Raw genomic sequence first — 18,352 nt, forward strand, 5'->3', positions numbered from 1 at the left:
TGCTCTTTCGATCTGCCGCAGCACGCCCTTTCAATCTGCCGAAGACGATCGGCGGTCCGCGGACTACGTGCTGATCCGTACCGGGCACGCCCGACCTGGTCGGCGCCGGTCGGCGTGGTCGTCATGCACGCGGGGTGGACACCGTACCGGCCGGTGACCTTGCGGAGGATACGAAAGTCTCTTCATGGGCAGATCTGGGGCGTGAGCGCGAGCCTGACCGGGCGGATCCGGTCCGTGAAGAACCGGGCCAGGCGGGTGGTGGAGGCGTGGCGGGTGCGCAGACCGTCGGTCGACCACCTCATCAAGACGGGCGGGCGTTACCAGGCGCAGTCAGGTGACCGGCTGGCCGGAGCGGTGACGTACTTCTCCTTTCTGTCCTTCTTCCCGTTGATCGCGCTGTCGTTCGCGTTGCTCGGATACGTGGTGACGGTCAGCGAGGCGTTCGCGGCTGCCCTGGAGACGGCGATCGTGCAGCGGCTGCCCGGCCTGGCGGGCGAGCTCAACCTGTCGGCGATCAAGGACGCCAGGGCGACCGCGGGCATCATCGGCCTGCTGGGCCTGCTCTACGCGGGGCTCGGCGCGGTGGACGCGCTGCGCGGGGCGCTGCGGGAGATCTCCATGACGACCACGCCGCCGCTCTCGTTCGTCCTGGGCAAGCTGCGCGACCTGGTCTCGCTGCTGCTGCTGGGCGTGACGCTCATCGTGTCGGTGCTGGTCGGCGGGCTGGCGACGTCGGCCACCAAGATCGTGGCCGACTTCCTGTTCGGCGTCAGCTCGCCCCTGGTCACGACCGCGACCGGGCTCGCGGGCATCGTGGGCAGCGTCGTCGCCGACTGGCTGCTGTTCATGATCGTGTTCGGCTGGGTGTCCAGGCCGGCCCAGCCGCTCCGGGTGCTCGCCCAGGGCGCGCTGCTCGGCGCGATCGGGTTCGGCCTGCTCAAGCAGCTCGCCTCGCTGCTGCTCGCCCCGACCATGTCGAACCCGGTCTACGGCGCGTTCGCGGTGATGGTCGGCCTGCTGCTGTGGATCAACTTCTCCGCCCGGCTGGTGCTGTTCGTGGCCGCGTGGATCGCCACGGCGGGAGGCGCGCCGCCGCCGGCGCCCTCGCCGGTGCCCTCGACGGACGCGCCCGAGCCCGCCGACCGGTCATAGCCTCCTGCGCCTGCGGTGGATGCCGTAGCCGAGCCAGATCAGCCCGAACAGCAGCCCGCCCCCGATCACCAGCGAGCCCATCGTGCGCGTGCTGTCGGTCTGCTCGGACGCGGCCGCGTCGATCATCGGCTGCCGGTCCGGCACCGGGGTCGAGTCGGCCGTGGCGACCGGCGCCGCCTGCTGGGCCGGCTCGTCCGGCAGCGGGTCGACGAGCTGCCCGACCGGCGTGACCTTGCCCCGGGCGGCGAACCCCCAGTCGAGCAGGTCGGCCACCTCTTCCCAGAAGTAGCCCTCGTGTTTCATGATCGACACGATGATCGTGTGGCCGTCGCGGGTCGCCGCGCCCACGAACGTGGCCTGCGCCTTCGACGTCCAGCCGTTCTTGACCCCGATCATGCCCTGGTAGCGCCAGAGCAGCTTGTTGTGGTTGCTGATCTCGTACCACTTCTTCGGCGCCGGGAACCTGGCCGTCTTCGTGCTCACGTACCGCCGGAAGTCCGCGTTGGACAGGCCCGACCGGGCGATGAGCGCCAGGTCGTAGGCGGAGCTGCTCTGGCCGGGCTTGTCGAGGCCGCTGGGTGTCTTGGCCACCGTGTCGTTCGCCTGCAGCCGCTTGGCCTCGGCGTTCATGTCGCTCATGGTCTTGTCGAGGCCGCCGTTCGTCTCGGCCAGCGCCATCGCGGCGTCGTTGCCTGACGACATCATCAGGGCCTTGAACAGGTCCTCGACCTTGTAGATCGGTTTGGTCTGCAGGCCGACCGCGCTACCCTCCTGGTTGACGGCGTTGCGGCTCGGCTTGACCTTGAGGTTCTTGTCGAGCTTGGGGATCAGCGTCGCCGCGGTGAGCATCTTCAGCGTGCTCGCCGGACGGTAGCGGCCGTGCGGGTCCTTCGCCGCGAGCACCTGCCCCGTCTCGTGATCCGCGATCACGTACGAGGTCGCCTTGGTCTTCGGCGGGGCCTTGAACCCCGCCGGTTTCACCAGGCCACGGCTGGAGAGAAGGTCGCCACCGACAGGCGGCGGAGTCGGGGAGGCCTGCGCCGCCCCGGTGAACGTCACCGCCGCGAGGAGTGCCGTGATAGGCACCAGTTTCATCCACATCGCGAACTCAGCGTAGCTTCGTGTCGTCGCCCATGTGCCGACACATCCCCTGAAGATCCGCTCCAGATGCTAGAGAGATGGTCATGTCACGAAAGATCGCCGGATTCCTCATCGCGCTCGCGGCGTTCATGGTGTTCGAGTGGATCAATCTGGGATTCAACCTGGCCGACGGGCACAAGACCAGCTTCTACGTGGTGCACGGGATCCTCATCGGCGTCAACATCGTGCTGGCGATCGTGCTGGCCGTGATCGGCTGGCGCGGCCTGCGCGCGCGCTGATCAGAGGAAGGCCAGTCGTTCCTGAGAGCCGGCGGACGGGCTCAGGGCACAGAACCCCGGCTGAATCAGCCGCAGAGGGCGCGGCGGGTCTGGCGGTGCAGTTCGTCGGCCTGCTCACGGGAGTCGGCGATCGTGGTGAACCCGAACTTGCCGTGCTCGGGAATGGCGCCGAGCAGGTGGAAGACGTTGCCGGTGCGGGTGGCGTGGTCGAAGCCGAGGCCGAGCCGGTCGGCCTTGCGCAGCACCTGCTCCGGGGTGCCGCCGCGCAGGCAGTCGGCCGAGCAGTTGTCGGTGGCCGTGTAGTACTTGGGCCGGCCGTCGGCCACCAGCAGCCCGCTGGCGGGGTCGTAGGCGGCGCCGGTGGTCAGCAGCGCGGCCCCGTACGGGTGGGTGGTGCCGCCGATGCGGAGGTTGATCTCGCAGAGCAGCGCCGCATAGCCGGCGTCGGTCTTCATGGCGAAGAAGTCCATGCCGAACAGCCCGATCACGCCCTTGGCGGCCAGTGCCCCGGCGATGCGGGTGGCGGAGTCGCCGACCTCGGCGCGGTACTCAGGGGCGGCGGGGAACGTGCAGCCCTGGTAGACGTGGTTGTTCGGGCCGCCGAGCACCTGGTCGTGGGTGGCGACCACCTCGTACTGCCCGCCTGGGGAGATGCGGGCCAGCGCGCTCGGGTGGTAGAGCGGCCGGTGCTCGATGAACTCCTCGACGACCGCGCCGCGCTCCCGGACCTTCTCGGCGAAGGTCTCCCAGGTCTCGCCCTCGGCCGCGAAGCTGGTGCCCCCCAGGTCGCCTCTGGGCACGATGGCGTTGCCGAGCCCGGAGTAGGCGTCGTTCACCTTGACGATCAGCCGTTCGCCCGGCAGCGACTCGATGGCGTCCTCGATCTCGGCGAGCGTGTAGAGGTCGCGGAAGCCGCGCGCCATCGGCACGCCGGCCTCGACGCCGATCTCCCGTGAGCCGCTCTTGGAGCCGTAGTAGGCGTGCGACGTGGCCGGGCCGTAGAGGGGAACGCTGAGTAACGAGGCGAGCTCCTCCTCCAGCTCGCTCAGCACGAACGGGACCAGCCACGCGTCGCCGTCGATCGCCGCCCGCAGCTGTTCCAGGACGTCGGGACGGGACAGTAACGTCCGGGTGAGAGGCTGCGCGTCGGGGGTGTCGAGGCTGATCAGCGTCAGCCGTTTGGCGGCCTCCTCCGGGTCGGGCAGGAAGCCGAAGTAGTAGTCGACGATGGCCGGGTCGATCGGCGCCGACGACAGATAGATCACTTTCACCGCGGGCTCGCGCAGCGTCAGCAGAAGGAAGAGCAGACGCTCCTCGTAACATCGCGCGCCTGTGATGCGGCGCAGCTCGTCCTGGGGGAGGGAGAGCGAGGGTACGACCACCAGGGTCCCCTCGCCCGGCTCGAAGATGCTCAACCCAGCATACTTCTCCCCGAACGGGATATTAGTGATCATATAGCGAGTGAAACACGCATTTCCCCCAAATGCAGCCAGCGCGGTAGTGTGATGACCATGGCCGAAAGTGACACGATTCGGAATCGGTCACCACGTTTGGAAGTGGCGGCCGCGGGTCAGGATCCAATGATCCCTTGTGACTATTTTTGGGTTACGTGATCTGTCACCCTACGTAACCGTTCATGGTTACGGGCATGCCGTCGGCTAACTTTTGGTGTAGTCGTCAGCGCGAAGCCGCGCGGGGGCGATAAGGTCGGAGCATCGCCAGGTTCCACGGCCGACCGCTGTGATCCGGGCTGTAGCGGTTGTCCTCAACAGGCGACCGAGAGTCGTGCCCCGCTGACGATCCCCGATGACCTCCGGGTGTGCGGCAATCGTGATTCGCCGGACGGCTGCTCCAGACAGAACAGTCGGCCGCAGTGGGACAAGTACGGATACGGCGCTATTGGTCGTGCGATTTCCGGGCAGTAGAGGACGCACGGCACGGGACGGGATGGTGACTGATGCAGGGGCGTGAGCTTCGAGGGGAACTCGACGCGTTCCTGGCGGAGACCGAGCAGGACCTCGTGGCGTTCCGCCGCGACCTGCACATGCATCCAGAGCTGGCCTTCGCTGAATACCGCACGACCCAGCGGCTCGCCGAGCGGCTCGTAGCCGCCGGGCTGACGCCGTCGGTGCTCCCGCGCGGCACGGGCCTCATCTGCGATGTGGGCAGCGGCGACGGTCCCACCATCGCGTTGCGCGCCGACATCGACGCGCTGCCGCTCCAGGACGAGAAGGACGCGCCTTACCGCTCCACCGTTCCCGGCGCCTGCCACGCGTGCGGCCACGACGTGCACACCACGATCCTGCTCGGGGCTTCGCTCTTCCTCGCTCAGCAGGCCGCCGCCGGGCTGCTGCCCGGCCGGGTGCGCCTGATCTTCCAGCCGGCCGAGGAGCTTCCCGGCGGCGCGCTCGAGGTGATGGCCCACGGCGGCATCAGCGGCGTCGACCGCATCTTCGGCCTCCACTGCGACCCCCGGGTCGACGTGGGCCAGCTCGGCCTGAAGAGCGGCTCGATCACCTCGGCCTGCGACAAGGTCGTCATCCGGGTGTCCGGACCCGGGGGTCACACCGCCCGCCCGCACCTCACCGCCGACCTGGTCTTCGCGCTGGCCAAGGTGCTCACGGAGCTGCCCGCCGCGCTGTCGCGCCGGGTCGACCCGCGCTCCTCGCTCAGCCTCGTCTGGGGCCGGGTCGAGGCCGGCACCGCCGCCAACGCCATCCCCGACGACGGGGTGGCCGAGGGCACGGTCCGCTGCCTCGACGAGGACGCCTGGCACGCCGCGCCCGACCTGATCAAGGCGCTGCTGGAGTCGGTCGCGGGCGCGTACGGCATCGAGGCCACGATGGAATACACCCGCGGCGTGCCGCCGGTGGTCAACGACGAGGCCTGCGTGCAGATGCTGGGCGAGGCCGCGGAGCGCGCGCTGGGCGCGGGCGCCGTGGTGTCCACCCACCAGTCGCTCGGCGGCGAGGACTTCGCCTGGTACCTGGAGTCGATCCCCGGCGCCTTCGCCCGGCTCGGCACCCGGTCGCCCGGCGGCACCACCTACGACATCCACCAGGGCACGTTCGACATCGACGAGCGGGCGATCGCGATGGGCGTGCGGGTCATGGCCACGACCGCGCTGACCGCGCTGTTCGAGAGCACCCGCGTGCCGGCCGCCGACGAGATCACCTCGGCGCTGGCCTGACGAGCGGTGTGACGGCGGCGGGAGACTCCGGTCTCCCGCCGCCGTCGCGTGTCAGGAGATCCTGCCGAAGACCACCGGCAGCTGCACCCACGACAGACCGGGCGACAGCGTCACCTCGGTGCCCGCCGGGTAGCGCAGGGTGTAGTCGTAATCGGTCGAGATGATCACGACGCCGATCCTGTGGCCCTTCTTGAACAGGTAGTCCTGAGGCTGGAAGTCCCAGGTGAACGTGTACTCCTTGCCCGCGCGGACCGGCTCGCTCCGGTCGTCCCGGTGCCGGTTGCGCACGTCCAGCCAGCCCCGGCTGACGATCTTGTACGGGGTCTCGGCCGTGCCCAGCCGGCGCAGCACCGTGCAGCCGGTGTCACCCGGGATGCCCTGGCCGTAGCAGTACTCCACGCCGGTCGACAGCAGCCTGCCGTCGGGCCGCGTGTCGGTGCCGTAGTCCACCAGCAGCGCGGTCAGGAACGGTGAGGAGCCGTTGCGCATCGAGGCCCGTACCGACACCGTCGGGGTGCCGGAGATCCGCACGTCCGCGGGGAGCGCGCCGGTGAGGTAGGCCAGCCGGTTCGGGTCGGCGGCCGGGGCGGTCTCCACCAGCTCCTCCGCCGTGCGGGTCTTCTGGTCCACGAACGACTCGCGCGCCGAGAGCGGGCGCGGCAGCAGGCCGAGCTTCGCGCCCGGGCCCATCCACAGCCGCACCGGCGCGGCTCCCGGCAGCGGCCACGACCGGTGCTGACCCCACTCGCCGGCCGCGATCTCCACGTCCGCCTGCGGCTCACGCATGATCCCGCTGTCGATCCCGTACAGCCAGTGGTCGAACCAGCCGTGCAGCTGGCGCAGCCACTCGGCGGTGCGCAGGCTGAAGGGGTTCATGTGGGTGCCCTGGTGCAGCCAGATCTTGCGCGGCACGTTCCGCTCGGCCAGCGCGTACCACCACTGGGCGGCCTGCTTGGTCTTGACGTTCCAGTCGTTGAGCCCGTGCACCAGGAAGACGCTGGCCCGCACCTTGCGCACGTCGTTGAGGTAGTTGCGGTCGTCCCAGAAGTCGCTGTAGTCGCCGGTGATCCGATCCTGGGCGGCGGTCAGGTGGTCGATGACCGGCCCGCACGCCTCTTGGCCGTTCTCCCGGGTGAGCACGTACTTGGCCAGCACGTCCGCGTCCTCGCCCTGGAAGCCGCCGGGCGCGACCACGCCGCCGTTGGCCCGGTAGTAGTCGTACCAGGAGGAGATCGCGGCGATCGGCACGATCGTCTCCAGGCCCTTCACACCGGTCGCGGCCACCGCGTTCGGCAGGGTCCCGTTGTACGAGACGCCGATCATGCCCACCTTGCCGGTGGACCAGGTCGCCGTGACGGGGGCGCCGGTGGCGTCGAAGCCCTTGGCGCGGCCGTTGAGCCAGTCGATCGCGGCCTTGGGGCCCGCGGTCTCGTTGCGGTCGCCGGTGGTGGGGCAGCCGGTGGCGCGGCCGCTGCCGAGGTTCTCGACCAGGACGATGGCGTAGCCGCGGGGCAGGAAGTAGTTGTCGTAGTAGGAGTCGAACGGCTCGCTGACGAGCTTGGCCTGGGACCGGAGCGGGCTGGGCAGCGGGTTGCCGTGCTCGTCGACGTCCACGACGTGGTTGGCGACGTCGTTGCCGCCCGCGTAGTACGGGCTGGCCTCCATGATGACCGGGACCTTGAGTCCCTGGTCGGTCTCCTTGGGACGGAGGATGTCGACGGCGACCCGGTCGGGGCTGCCGTCGTTGTCGCTGTCGGTTCCGGCGACCTCGACGAAGACGGTCTCCTTGATCGCGTCGGCGCGGGAGAAGACCGGTTGGGTCGCGCCTCCCTCGACCTTGACGGCGGGGACGTCCGCCGACGCCGCGGGGGGCGCGGAAGCCATGGTGAGGACCATGGCCGCGGCCAGCGGCACGGCGATTGCCTTCCAGGGGTGCATGGCAGGACTCCAGATCGGTTCCACCGGTTGGGGGAATGCCCTGTCATGATCGATCCCCCCGGACCGGATGGCGAGGCCCAAAAATGGGCAAAGCTTTCGCGAGCCTGGTGGGCGGCGTAGCCAGGTCACAGTCGCGCTTGAGGTCGATAACGGAGCGGTTGCGACCCTGTGTGCCGGTTTGGTAGGGCCTGGTCAACCAACTATCTTCCGTGCAGGGTTGCCGTGCATTTCTTCGCGCCTGCGATGAAGTTTGACGGCGGGGAAATGGAAGGGAGTCGCCTTGCTCAGCAAGCGATTCGGCAGGTTGGCGACCGGCACGCTGGCCGGTGCCATGCTCATGGCGGCCGCGGCTTGTGGCGGCGGCAGCAACAGCGGGGGGGAGACCACGGCCAGCACGGCCCCGTCCGCTGCGGAGAGCAGCGCCCCCGCGGGTGGCGCGCTCAAGGTCGGTCTGGCGTTCGACATCGGCGGGCGCGGCGACAAGTCGTTCAACGACGCCGCCTACGCGGGCCTGGAGAAGGCGAAGGCCGAGCTGGGCGCGGAGATCAAGGAGCTCAGCCCGGCGTCCGACGGCTCCAACCGCAGCGAGCTGCTGACCCAGCTGGCCGACGCGGGCTACAACCCGATCATCGGCGTCGGCTTCGCCTACGGCGAGGACATCAAGAAGGCCGCAGCCGAGTACCCGGAGATCCAGTTCGCGGTCGTCGACTCGGCCTCCAACGCCCCCAACGTGACGGGCCTGCTGTTCGCCGAGGAGCAGGGCTCCTACCTGGCGGGCGTCGCCGCGGCGCTCAAGGCCGAGAGCGGCCACGTCGGCTTCGTCGGCGGTGTCGAGAACGACCTGATCAAGAAGTTCCAGGCGGGCTTCGAGGCCGGCGTGAAGTCGGTCAAGAGCGACGCCAAGATCGACGTCAAGTACCTGACGCCTGACGGTGACTTCACCGGCTTCCGCGCCCCCGACAAGGGCAAGGTCGCGGCCGAGAAGATGTACCAGGACGGCGCGGAGATCGTCTACCACGCGTCCGGCGACTCCGGCCTCGGCGTGTTCCAGGCGGCGGCCGCGGCCAAGAAGAAGGCCATCGGCGTCGACTCCGACCAGCGCCAGACGGTCAAGGAGACCAACCTCCAGGAGGTCATCATGACCTCGATGCTCAAGCGCGTCGACGTGGGCGTGTTCGAGTTCGTCAAGGCCTTCCAGGGCGGCGCCAAGGGCGGCAGCGACGTGATCTACGACCTGAAGGTGGACGGCGTCGGCCTTTCCACCACCGGCGGTGAGATCGACGACATCGCCGACAAGATCGACGCTGCCAAGAAGGACATCGTCGACGGCAAGATCACGGTCCCGACCAAGCCGTGATCTGAGGAATGCCTCTCCGAGGGCCCGGCGTCCCGTGACCCGGGCCTTCGGCCTGTATCTGCCCAAGGAGAGATCGAATGAGCGGCCGATGAACGCTGAGACCGCCGCCGCGACGCCGCCCGCCGTCCGACTGGAGGGCATCACCAAGCGCTTCCCGGGTGTCGTGGCCAACCACGACATCAGCCTCACCGTCGAAGCCGGAACGGTGCACGCGATCGTCGGGGAGAACGGCGCAGGCAAGTCGACGCTGATGAAGATCCTCTACGGCATGCAGAAGCCGGACGAGGGCACGATCGAGGTCGACGGGAAAGAAGTCGCCTTCCGCACGCCCAGCGACGCCATCGCCGTCGGCATCGGCATGGTCCACCAGCACTTCATGCTCGCCGACAACTTCACGGTGCTGGAGAACATCGTGCTGGGCGCCGAGCCGAGCAGGGTGGGCGTGCTCGACAAGTCCGGCGCCCGCCGCCGCATCAACGAACTGGCCGAGCGCCACGGGCTGCGGGTCGACCCCGACCGGCTCGTGGAGGACCTCGGCGTCGGCGACCGCCAGCGGGTGGAGATCCTCAAGGTCCTCTACCGCGGCGCGCGCATCCTCATCCTGGACGAGCCGACCGCGGTGCTCGTCCCGCAGGAGGTCGACGAGCTCTTCGAGAACCTGCGGGAGCTCAAGGCCGGCGGCCTCACCGTCATCTTCATCTCGCACAAGCTCGACGAGGTGCTCGACATCGCCGACGCGATCACCGTGATCCGGCGCGGCACCACCGTGGCCAGCGTCGATCCCGCCGGCACCACCGCCCGCCAGCTCGCCGAGCTCATGGTCGGCAGCGAGCTGCCCACCCCCGAGACCCGCGAGTCCACGGTGACCGACACCGTCATGTTCCGGGCGTCCGGCCTGACCATGGAGGCCGAGGGCGGCCGGCGCCTGCTGGACGACGTCTCGTTCGAGATCCGCCAGGGCGAGATCGTCGGCATCGCGGGCGTCGAGGGCAACGGGCAGTCCGAGCTGATCGAGGCCATCATGGGCATCCGCCCGGTGGCCGGCGAGCTCAGCCTCGGCGGCGAGGACATCGCCGCCTGGCCCACCCGCCGCCGCCGCGAGGCGGGCATCGGCTACATCCCCGAGGACCGCCACCGCCAGGGCCTGCTGCTGGAGGCCAGCCTCTGGGAGAACCGCGTGCTCGGCCACCAGACCAGACCTCCGGCCAGCCGCGGCATCTGGGTCGACCGGCGCGCGTCCAGGGCCGACACCCAGCGCATCGTCGAGGCGTACGACGTCCGCACGCCCGGAGTCGACACGCTGGCCCTGGCCCTGTCGGGCGGCAACCAGCAGAAGCTCATCGTCGGCCGCGAGATGAGCGGCGACCCCAAGGTGCTCATCGCCGCCCACCCGACCCGGGGCGTCGACGTGGGCGCGCAGGCCGCCATCTGGGAGCACCTGCGCAACGCCCGCGCCGCCGGGCTCGCGGTGCTGCTCATCTCGGCGGACCTGGACGAGCTGATCGGCCTGTCCGACACGCTGTACGTGATCTATCGAGGGCGGTTCGCCGCTCGGCTCGACCCGTCCGGCGTCACGCCCGAACGGCTGGGCGGCTACATGACCGGTGCCATCACCGGCACTGAGGAGGCGTGATGCCCGCAGGGCTCTTCAGGGCGCTGCTCACCGTCGCCGGCGCCGCCGCGGCCATCGTGCTGGCCATCGGCATCTCCAGCGTGGCGATCGTCGCCGCGGGCGCCAGCCCGGCAGCCGCGTTCGCCGCGTTCTTCGACTTCGGCGCCACCGAGAAGGCCGTGTCGACGAGCATCGCCGACATGATCAACCGGGCGGTGACGCTGTTCATCGCCGGGCTGGCGGTGGCCATCGGCTTCCGGATGAACCTCTTCAACATCGGCGTCGAGGGCCAGTACCGCATCGCGGCCATCTGCGCCGCGTTCGTCGGCTCGACGTTCGTCGCGCCCGCGCCGATCCAGATCACGGTGATCATCCTCGTGGCGGCGGCCGCCGGCGGCCTGTACGCGCTGATCCCGGCCGTGATGAAGGTGACCCGGGGAGTCAACGAGGTCATCTCCACGATCATGCTCAACTACATCGCCATCAACCTGGCCGCGTACCTGGTCCGCGGCCCGTTCGCGGGCGAGCGGGCGGAGGGGCAGCTCACCACGAGCACGCCCGCGCTGCCCGAGTCGGCGTGGTTCCCCAACGTGAACGTGCTGCTGGAGATGTTCGGCCTGCCCGCGCCGCGCGGCGACGGGCTGTGGGGCTTCCTGATCGTGGCGATCCTGCTCGGCTTCGGCATCTGGCTGGTGCTGGAGCGGACCCGGTTCGGCTTCGAGGTCAAGGCCAGCGGACTCAACGCGCCGGCCGCGCTCGCCTCCGGCGTCGACCCGAAGAGGATGGTCATCTCCGCGATGGTGCTCTCCGGAGCGGTCGCGGGACTGATCGGCATGCCCGAGATCCTCGGCGACGAGCACGCGTTCGGCTCCAACTTCACCCCCGGCCTGGGCTTCCTCGGCATCGCCGTGGCCCTGCTCGGCCGCAACAAGCCCGCGGGCATCGCGGTGGCCGCGCTGCTGTTCGGCTTCCTCGACCGGGCGCAGGGGCCGCTGCAGTTCGCGGACGTGCCGCCCTCGGTCATCACGATCATGCAGGGCACCATCGTCCTCCTGGTGGTCATCGCCAACGAGGTCACCAGCAGGATCGCGCTGCGGCGCGAGGAACGGCGGGCCGCCCAGGCGCTCGGCAGGAACACTCCCGTTGAGGTGGCAGCATGACCAGGACCCGCAAGTACCATCTGGCGCTCATCGGCGTCGCCGCGGCCATCCTGCTGGTGGCGCTGATCCGCCTGATCACCGGGGCCGACGAGATCACCTCGTCCGGCACGTTCGCGGCCGCGCTCATGCTGGCGGTGCCGATCGGGCTGGCCGGGCTCGGCGGCCTGTGGGCCGAGCGGGCCGGCGTGGTCAACATCGGTCTCGAAGGCATGATGGTGCTCGGCACCTGGTTCGCCGGCTGGGCCGGCTACCAGTGGGGCCCGTACGCGGCGCTCGTCGCCGGGCTGCTCGCGGGCGCGATCGGCGGCCTCATCCACGCCATCGCCACCGTCACCTTCGGCGTCGACCACATCATCAGCGGCGTGGCCATCAACCTGCTCGGCCCCGGCGTCACCCGGTTCCTGTCCGAGGTGCTCTACAAGGAGGGCAGCCCCGCCAACCAGGCGGGCGCGGGCATCACCACCTCGCCCGCGCTGTCGTCCGCGGCGCCCGAGCTGAGCCTGCCGCTGCTGTCCGACGGGCCCGACTGGCTGGGCAGCCTGGAGAGCACCAGGTGGTTTTTGGTCGGCGACCTGGCGGGCATCCTGCGCGGGCTCACGCACAACGTGAACGTGCTGGTCATCCTGGCCGTGCTGATGCTGCCGCTGACGTACTTCGTCCTCTGGCACACCTCCTTCGGGCTGCGGCTGCGTTCGGCGGGCGAGAACCCGTGGGCGGCCGAGTCGCTGGGTGTCAACGTGTACCGGATCAAGTACCTCGCGGTGATCATCTCCGGCGCGTTCGCCGGGCTGGGCGGCGTGTTCCTGGTCTTCGTCAGCACGAAGTACGTCGAGGGGCAGACGGCCGGGCGCGGCTTCATCGGTCTCGCCGCGATGATCTTCGGTAACTGGCGGCCCGGCGGGCTCGCGGCCGGCGCCGCGCTCTTCGGGTACGCCGACGGCCTGCAGCTGCGCAGCCAGGGGGCGATCACGTCCTTCCTGCTCCTCGGCGCGATCCTGCTGCTGATCTACCTCGGCGTCCGGGTCCGCCGGGCGGACGGGCTGTCGGCGCTGACCGCCAAGGACTACACGGCGATGGGCGCCGCCGTGGTCGGCGCCGCCGTGCTCTTCTGGCTCTGGCTGACCGTCGACCGGCTGCCGAACGAGTTCGTCTTCATCACGCCGCACGTGCTCACGCTGCTGGTGCTCCTCGTCGCGTCGCAGCGGCTGCGGATGCCCAAGGCCGACGGCGTACGCTACCGACGGGGGGAACAGCATTGAGCATCGACTGGGAGTCACTGCGCGCCGAGGCCGCGGAGGCCATGCACCACGCCTACGCTCCATACTCGAAGTTCCCGGTCGGCGCCGCGGCGCTGGTCGACGACGGGCGCGTGGTCACCGGCTGCAACGTGGAGAACGCCTCGTACGGGGTGGGGCTGTGCGCCGAGTGCGGGCTGGTGTCGGCGCTGCAGGCGTCCGGCGGCGGCAGGCTGGTGGCCTTCACCTGCGTCGACGGCCACGGTGAGCTGCTCATGCCGTGCGGCCGGTGCCGTCAGCTGCTGTTCGAGTTCGGCGGCGCCGACCTGCTGGTCGAGACCGTCGACGGGCCGAAGCGGATGGCCGAGATCCTGCCGTACGCGTTCGGCCCCGACGACCTGTCCCGGATGTCGTGATGGACGCGATCGAGGTCATCGTCGCCAAGCGCGACGGCGGCGAGCTGACCGGTGACCAGATCGACTGGGTGATCGGCGCCTACACGCGCGGCGAGGTCGCCGACGAGCAGATGGCCGCGCTCGCGATGGCGATCCTGCTCAACGGCATGAACCGGCGCGAGATCGCCGGCTGGACACAGGCGATGATCCGCTCCGGCGAGCGGATGGACTGGTCGGCGCTCGACCGGCCCACCGCCGACAAGCACTCCACCGGCGGCGTCGGCGACAAGATCACGCTGCCGCTGGCGCCGCTGGTCGCCGCCTGCGGGGCCTACGTGCCGCAGCTCTCGGGGCGCGGTCTCGGCCACACCGGCGGCACGCTCGACAAGCTGGAGTCCATCCCCGGCTGGCGGGCCTCGCTCTCCAACGAGGAGATGCTCGGCGTGCTGCGCGAGGCGGGCGCGGTCGTCTGCGCCGCCGGGTCCGGGCTGGCCCCCGCCGACAAGAAGCTGTACGCGCTGCGCGACGTCACCGGCACCGTCGAGTCCATCCCGCTCATCGCCTCGTCGATCATGTCCAAGAAGATCGCCGAGGGCACCGGGTCGCTGGTGCTCGACGTGAAGGTGGGCTCCGGGGCGTTCATGAAGACTCCCGAGCGGGCCCGCGAGCTGGCCGAGACCATGGTGGCGCTCGGCACCGACGCGGGCGTGCGCACGGTCGCCCTGCTCACCGCCATGGACCGGCCGCTCGGCCGGGCCGTGGGCAACGCCCTGGAGGTCGAGGAGTCGGTCGAGGTCCTCGCCGGCGGCGGGCCGTCCGACGTGGTGGAGCTGACCGTACGACTCGCGCGGGAGATGCTGGAGGCCGCAGGGGTGTCCGGCAAGGACCCGGCCGACGCGCTGCGCGACGGGTCGGCGATGGACGCCTGGCGGCGCATGATCACGGCCCAGGGCGGCGACGCGGACGCACCGCTGCCCCGGGCGGGCGAGACGATGACGGTCGAGGCGCCGGCGTCCGGCGTGCTGGCCCGGCTGGACGCCTACGCGGTCGGCCTGGCGGCCTGGCGGCTCGGCGCGGGCCGGGCCCGCAAGGAGGACCCGGTCTCGGCGGGCGCCGGTGTCACCCTGCACGCCAAGCCCGGAGACCGGGTCACCAAGGGTGAGCCGCTGCTGACCCTGCACGCCGACGACGCCGCCCGGTTCGAGCGGGCGCTGGCGGCGCTGGACGGCGGCTACGAGGTGGGGGAGACGGCCGCCGACGCGCTGCCGCTGATCATCGACCGCGTCACACCGTGACGAACGCGTACAACGCCCGGTGGTTCGACTTCGTGCCGGCCACCGTGTGGTCGACCGGCGACGGCCGCACGGCGCCCTTGACGAACAGGTAGTCGATCTTCCTGGAGCCCATCGTGGGCTTCGCGCCGTACCCGGTCATGCCGTAGCCGCCGAGCGTGGCCGGGGCGATGCCCGTCCGGTTCGCGTCGACCCCGACGACCCGGACCGTCGAGGCGTTCATCAGCCTCCTGGCGTCCGCGCCCAGGCGCAGGCCGGAGTTCGCGATGCCCGGGTCGCCCGGCCCGGCGCAGGCGTTCTTGCCGTTCTGCTCGGGCAGGTGCATGGACGCCGCGAACACCGCCGTCCCCGTCGCCTTGACGGTGAACTTCGCCGCGATGGCGCTGGTCCGCTTCCACTTGTGCGTGTACGCGGCGCCGTCGTCGTTGCTCGGCGGCTTGTACAGCGTGCACCCGGCCCCGCCGGCGTACGCGGTGCCCGGCTTCAGCCAGCCCGCGCTCCAGTACTTGGAGGTCTCCGCGAGGCTCAGCGTCCGGGTGTTGTAGATGATCCCGTTGGTCTGGCGCTTCTTCAGGTCGCCGAGCGACTGCCGGCTGCAGTGGTGGGAGCCGCCCCACTGCTCCGGGTCGCCCCAGGCGACGATCGCCTTGAAGGTGCCCGCCGGATAGCCGAACTTGGCGGAGAGCTGGTCGGCGTAGGCCGTGGCCTGCCCGGTGCCGCGCACCTGCTGCACGATCAGCAGGTCGGGAGCCTGCACGCCGGACGTGCCCGTCTTGCCGTCGTCGTCGACCAGCATCGAGGTGAGGTGGGCCGGGCCCGAGATCCGGGTGCACGACCCGTCGGCGTTGTTCATCACCAGGTTCTCGATGTTGTCGCTGTAGACCCGTAAGACCCGGGCCGTCTCCTGCGCGTGCGCCGCGGGCGTCGTGACGGCGGCGGCGAGCGCGGCGGCCACCGTGACCGTCTTGACTGCGATGTATGACATCGCGGCAGCGTACCGGCGAAAGGGACAGACGGTCACCGGGTGAGGAGCGGCGCGGCGTCCTCGGTGAAGATCTCGGACAGCACCGCGCGCTGCGTGGGCAGGGCGGCCGCGTGGCGGGCCCGGCCCTCGTCCGTGATGCGCACGAACACGCCCCGCCGGTCGGAGTCGCACACGTCGCGGGTGACCAGAGCGGCCTTCTCCAGCCGGGCCACCACGCGCGAGAGCGCGCTCTGGCTCAGGTGGACCTCGTCGCACAGCTCCTGGATGCGCAGCTTCCTGTCGTGGTGGACGATCCGGTCGAGCACCTCGAACTCGCTCGGCCCCAGCCCGTGCTTGGCGCCCAGCTCGCGCTCCAGCGCGCACATGGCCCTGGCATGCGCGGACAGGACGTAATGCCAGGTGTCGACCACGAACCGCTCGTCCATGCGCGGAGGTTACCACGCCGTAAAGATCTAGGTTAGATGCGGACGCATCCAGGCCGCCGGGTGCGGAAACGCCGAACCTATCGCGTCCTGGGGCTCCGCGGCGCGCCCCGATGCCGATCAGGTCGCGGGCGCATCGGACCCGCGGTCACCGGGCATCCAGGTCACATGACCCCGTTCGTACGGGCCGCCTTCGCCTTCCTCGCGTGCGGCGCGGCCCTGATCTCCTGCGGCACGACACCCCCCGGCGGCACCCCGGCCGAGAGCGCCACGTCCGCCGCCCCCGCCACCGAGCCGCACACCGCCACGGCCGCCCCCGGGCCCACCGGCACCGCCCCCGTCCGCGTCGCCCGCGACGGCATGGACCCCGCCCTGGTCACCGGGGTGCGGCTGGGCCGGCATCCCTCGTACGACCGGGTGGTCGTCGACCTCGACGGCGGTGTGCCCGGCTACACCGTGCGCTGGGTCAGGGAGCTGCACCAGGACGGCTCCGGCACGCCCATCGACCTGAAGGGCGGCCGTGCCCTGCACATCCAGCTCAAACCCGCCGACGCCCACACCGAAGACGGCAAGCCCACCTGGAACGGCACCCCCGTGGCCCCGTCCGGGACCGTCACCGCCATCGCCAAGACCGGCGACTTCGAAGGCGTCGTCGGCATCGCCCTGCTGACCGGGTCGGTCAAGGGCTTCGAGGTCCGGGAGCTCACCGGCCCGCCGCGACTGGTGGTCGACGTGGCACACTGACCGTGTGGTGAGAAAGATCGAAGGACCTTCGCGCATCCCGGTGCCGGGCGGCAAGCTCATCGACGAGCACGTGGGCCGCGTCAACAGCGGCGACGAGGCGATCTCCATCGCCCACATGGTCGCCCCGCCCGGGTGGGAGGAGCCCGCCCAGACCCCGGAGTTCACCGAATACACGCTCGTGCTGCGCGGCAGCGTCCTGGTCGAGCACGCCGGCGGCACCACCGAGGTGCTCGCCGGCCAGACCCTCGTCACCGAGCCCGGCGAGAAGATCCGCTACCGCGCCGGCGACGAGGGCGCCGACTACGTCGCGGTGTGCCTGCCCGCATTCAGCCCCGAATCCGCCCGTCGCGACGAGTGACGCGGCCCCCGCGGCTCGTATCATGGGCGGATGAGCCCCACGATTGACGAGATCCGGCGCGCACCCAAGGTTTTGCTGCACGACCATCTCGACGGTGGTCTCCGCGCCGAGACCATCGTGGACCTGGCCCGCGACACCGGCTACGACCGGCTGCCCACCACCGACCCCGACGACCTGCGCCGGTGGTTCGAGGAGGCGGCCGACTCCGGCTCGCTGGAGCGCTATCTCGAGACCTTCCAGCACACCGTCGGCGTCATGCAGACCCGCGACGCGCTCGCCCGCGTCGCCGCCGAGTGCGCCGAGGATCTGGCCGCCGACGGCGTCGTCTACGCCGAGGTGCGCTTCGCGCCCGAGCAGCACACCACCGCCGGGCTCAGCCTCGACCAGGTGGTGCAGGCCGTCCTCGACGGGTTCCGCCAGGGTTCCGAAGGCCGCGGCATCCGCGTCGGCACCCTCCTCACCGCCATGCGCCACCAGGCCCGCTCGATGGAGATCGCCGAGCTGGCCGTCCGCTACCGCGACGTCGGCGTCGTCGGCTTCGACATCGCCGGCGCCGAGGCGGGCTACCCGCCCACCCGCCACCTCGACGCGTTCGAGTACCTCCAGCGGGAGAACGCCCACTTCACCATCCACGCCGGCGAGGGCTTCGGCCTGCCGTCCATCTGGCAGGCCATCCAGTGGTGCGGCGCCGACCGGCTCGGCCACGGCGTGCGCATCATCGACGACATCTCCGTCGCCGACGACGGCGCCGCCAAGCTCGGCCGGCTGGCCGCCTACGTGCGCGACAAGCGCATCCCGCTGGAGATGTGCCCCACGTCCAACCTCCAGACCGGAGCCGCCGCGTCCATCGCCGACCACCCGATCGGGCTGCTGCGCCGCCTCCACTTCCGGGTCACGGTCAACACCGACAACCGGCTGATGAGCTCCACCACGGTGTCGCAGGAGTTCGCCAAGCTCGTCGAGGCGTTCGGCTACGGCTGGGACGACCTGCAGTGGTTCACGGTCAACGCGATGAAGTCGGCCTTCCTGCCGTTCGACGAGCGCCTCGCGCTCATCAACGGCGTCATCAAGCCCGGATTCGCCCAGCTCAAGTGGCAGCCTTGACATCCTCCCGGCGCTGAAGCACGGGGATT

General features: G+C 70.5%; 17 protein-coding genes. 12 read left to right on the forward strand and 5 right to left on the reverse strand.

Translation table 11 applies throughout. The features are described from left to right. The first annotated feature begins 201 nt into the window (after positions 1-201). Complete coding sequence (locus ACGFI7_RS02910) at positions 202-1,152, forward strand: YihY/virulence factor BrkB family protein (RefSeq protein ID WP_393398365.1); 951 nt, start codon at positions 202-204, stop codon at positions 1,150-1,152. Here ACGFI7_RS02910 and ACGFI7_RS02915 read toward each other — a convergent pair. After that, on the reverse strand, positions 1,147-2,247 hold the full coding sequence (locus ACGFI7_RS02915) for a D-alanyl-D-alanine carboxypeptidase family protein (RefSeq protein WP_393398367.1): 1,101 nt from the start codon (positions 2,245-2,247) through the stop codon (positions 1,147-1,149). The two genes, ACGFI7_RS02910 and ACGFI7_RS02915, sit on opposite strands and share 6 nt — an antisense overlap. Before the next feature lie 89 nt (positions 2,248-2,336). Here ACGFI7_RS02915 and ACGFI7_RS02920 point away from each other — a divergent pair, with 89 nt between their 5' ends. Next, positions 2,337-2,531, forward strand: coding sequence for an SCO4848 family membrane protein (locus tag ACGFI7_RS02920; protein ID WP_393398369.1), 195 nt, complete (start codon positions 2,337-2,339; stop codon positions 2,529-2,531). A 65-nt stretch (positions 2,532-2,596) separates the two neighbouring features. Here the strand turns inward: ACGFI7_RS02920 and ACGFI7_RS02925 are convergent, their stop codons facing one another. Then, complete coding sequence (locus ACGFI7_RS02925; RefSeq protein WP_393398371.1) at positions 2,597-3,946, reverse strand: peptide ligase PGM1-related protein; 1,350 nt, start codon at positions 3,944-3,946, stop codon at positions 2,597-2,599. 542 nt (positions 3,947-4,488) lie between these two features. Between ACGFI7_RS02925 and ACGFI7_RS02930 the strand changes: the two genes are divergently transcribed. Further along, complete coding sequence (locus ACGFI7_RS02930) at positions 4,489-5,721, forward strand: M20 family metallopeptidase (RefSeq protein WP_393398373.1); 1,233 nt, start codon at positions 4,489-4,491, stop codon at positions 5,719-5,721. A 51-nt stretch (positions 5,722-5,772) separates the two neighbouring features. On the opposite strand, the gene ACGFI7_RS02935 is transcribed toward ACGFI7_RS02930, so the two are convergent. Beyond that, the gene (locus tag ACGFI7_RS02935) at positions 5,773-7,659 is read right to left on the reverse strand and encodes a Xaa-Pro dipeptidyl-peptidase (RefSeq protein ID WP_393398375.1); all 1,887 of its coding nucleotides are present in this window, start codon (positions 7,657-7,659) and stop codon (positions 5,773-5,775) included. Between the two features lie 280 nt (positions 7,660-7,939). On the opposite strand from ACGFI7_RS02935, the gene ACGFI7_RS02940 reads away from it, so the two are divergent. From ACGFI7_RS02940 to ACGFI7_RS02965, 6 genes are all read left to right on the forward strand, one after another. Then, the gene (locus ACGFI7_RS02940) at positions 7,940-9,016 is read left to right on the forward strand and encodes a BMP family protein (protein ID WP_393398377.1); all 1,077 of its coding nucleotides are present in this window, start codon (positions 7,940-7,942) and stop codon (positions 9,014-9,016) included. An 88-nt stretch (positions 9,017-9,104) separates the two neighbouring features. Continuing rightward, positions 9,105-10,649, forward strand: a complete 1,545-nt coding sequence (locus ACGFI7_RS02945) for an ABC transporter ATP-binding protein (RefSeq protein ID WP_393398379.1) — start codon at positions 9,105-9,107, stop codon at positions 10,647-10,649. Then, positions 10,649-11,788 (forward strand): ABC transporter permease, encoded by a 1,140-nt coding sequence (locus tag ACGFI7_RS02950; RefSeq protein ID WP_393398381.1) that lies wholly within the window; start codon positions 10,649-10,651, stop codon positions 11,786-11,788. The genes ACGFI7_RS02945 and ACGFI7_RS02950 overlap by 1 nt, the downstream gene beginning before the upstream one ends. Next, a complete protein-coding gene (locus tag ACGFI7_RS02955) occupies positions 11,785-13,047 on the forward strand; it encodes an ABC transporter permease (protein WP_393398383.1) in 1,263 nt (420 codons plus the stop codon). The genes ACGFI7_RS02950 and ACGFI7_RS02955 overlap by 4 nt, the downstream gene beginning before the upstream one ends. Next, positions 13,044-13,439 carry a cytidine deaminase gene (locus ACGFI7_RS02960; RefSeq protein ID WP_393398385.1) on the forward strand — a complete coding sequence of 132 codons (396 nt, stop codon included), beginning with the start codon at positions 13,044-13,046 and terminating at the stop codon, positions 13,437-13,439. Before ACGFI7_RS02955 ends, ACGFI7_RS02960 begins: the two co-directional genes overlap by 4 nt. Further along, entirely contained in the window at positions 13,439-14,713 is a 1,275-nt protein-coding gene (locus ACGFI7_RS02965) for a thymidine phosphorylase (protein WP_393398387.1), read from the forward strand. Before ACGFI7_RS02960 ends, ACGFI7_RS02965 begins: the two co-directional genes overlap by 1 nt. Here ACGFI7_RS02965 and ACGFI7_RS02970 read toward each other — a convergent pair. Together ACGFI7_RS02970 and ACGFI7_RS02975 are read right to left on the reverse strand one after the other, a co-directional pair. Next, complete coding sequence (locus ACGFI7_RS02970) at positions 14,703-15,695, reverse strand: hypothetical protein (protein ID WP_393398389.1); 993 nt, start codon at positions 15,693-15,695, stop codon at positions 14,703-14,705. The two genes, ACGFI7_RS02965 and ACGFI7_RS02970, sit on opposite strands and share 11 nt — an antisense overlap. Before the next feature lie 32 nt (positions 15,696-15,727). Continuing rightward, positions 15,728-16,120 carry a MarR family winged helix-turn-helix transcriptional regulator gene (locus ACGFI7_RS02975; RefSeq protein WP_393398391.1) on the reverse strand — a complete coding sequence of 131 codons (393 nt, stop codon included), beginning with the start codon at positions 16,118-16,120 and terminating at the stop codon, positions 15,728-15,730. Between the two features lie 165 nt (positions 16,121-16,285). Here ACGFI7_RS02975 and ACGFI7_RS02980 point away from each other — a divergent pair, with 165 nt between their 5' ends. The 3 genes from ACGFI7_RS02980 to ACGFI7_RS02990 are packed head-to-tail and all read left to right on the forward strand — an operon-like array spanning position 16,286 to position 18,323. Then, entirely contained in the window at positions 16,286-16,861 is a 576-nt protein-coding gene (locus ACGFI7_RS02980; protein WP_393398393.1) for a hypothetical protein, read from the forward strand. A gap of 4 nt (positions 16,862-16,865) precedes the next feature. Continuing rightward, complete coding sequence (locus ACGFI7_RS02985) at positions 16,866-17,219, forward strand: cupin domain-containing protein (RefSeq protein ID WP_393398395.1); 354 nt, start codon at positions 16,866-16,868, stop codon at positions 17,217-17,219. A 30-nt stretch (positions 17,220-17,249) separates the two neighbouring features. Next, entirely contained in the window at positions 17,250-18,323 is a 1,074-nt protein-coding gene (locus tag ACGFI7_RS02990) for an adenosine deaminase (protein ID WP_393398397.1), read from the forward strand. The last annotated feature ends 29 nt before the right edge of the window (positions 18,324-18,352 follow it).

Source organism: Nonomuraea sp. NPDC048826 (genome assembly GCF_043198225.1).
In the GTDB taxonomy this organism is placed as follows: domain Bacteria; phylum Actinomycetota; class Actinomycetes; order Streptosporangiales; family Streptosporangiaceae; genus Nonomuraea.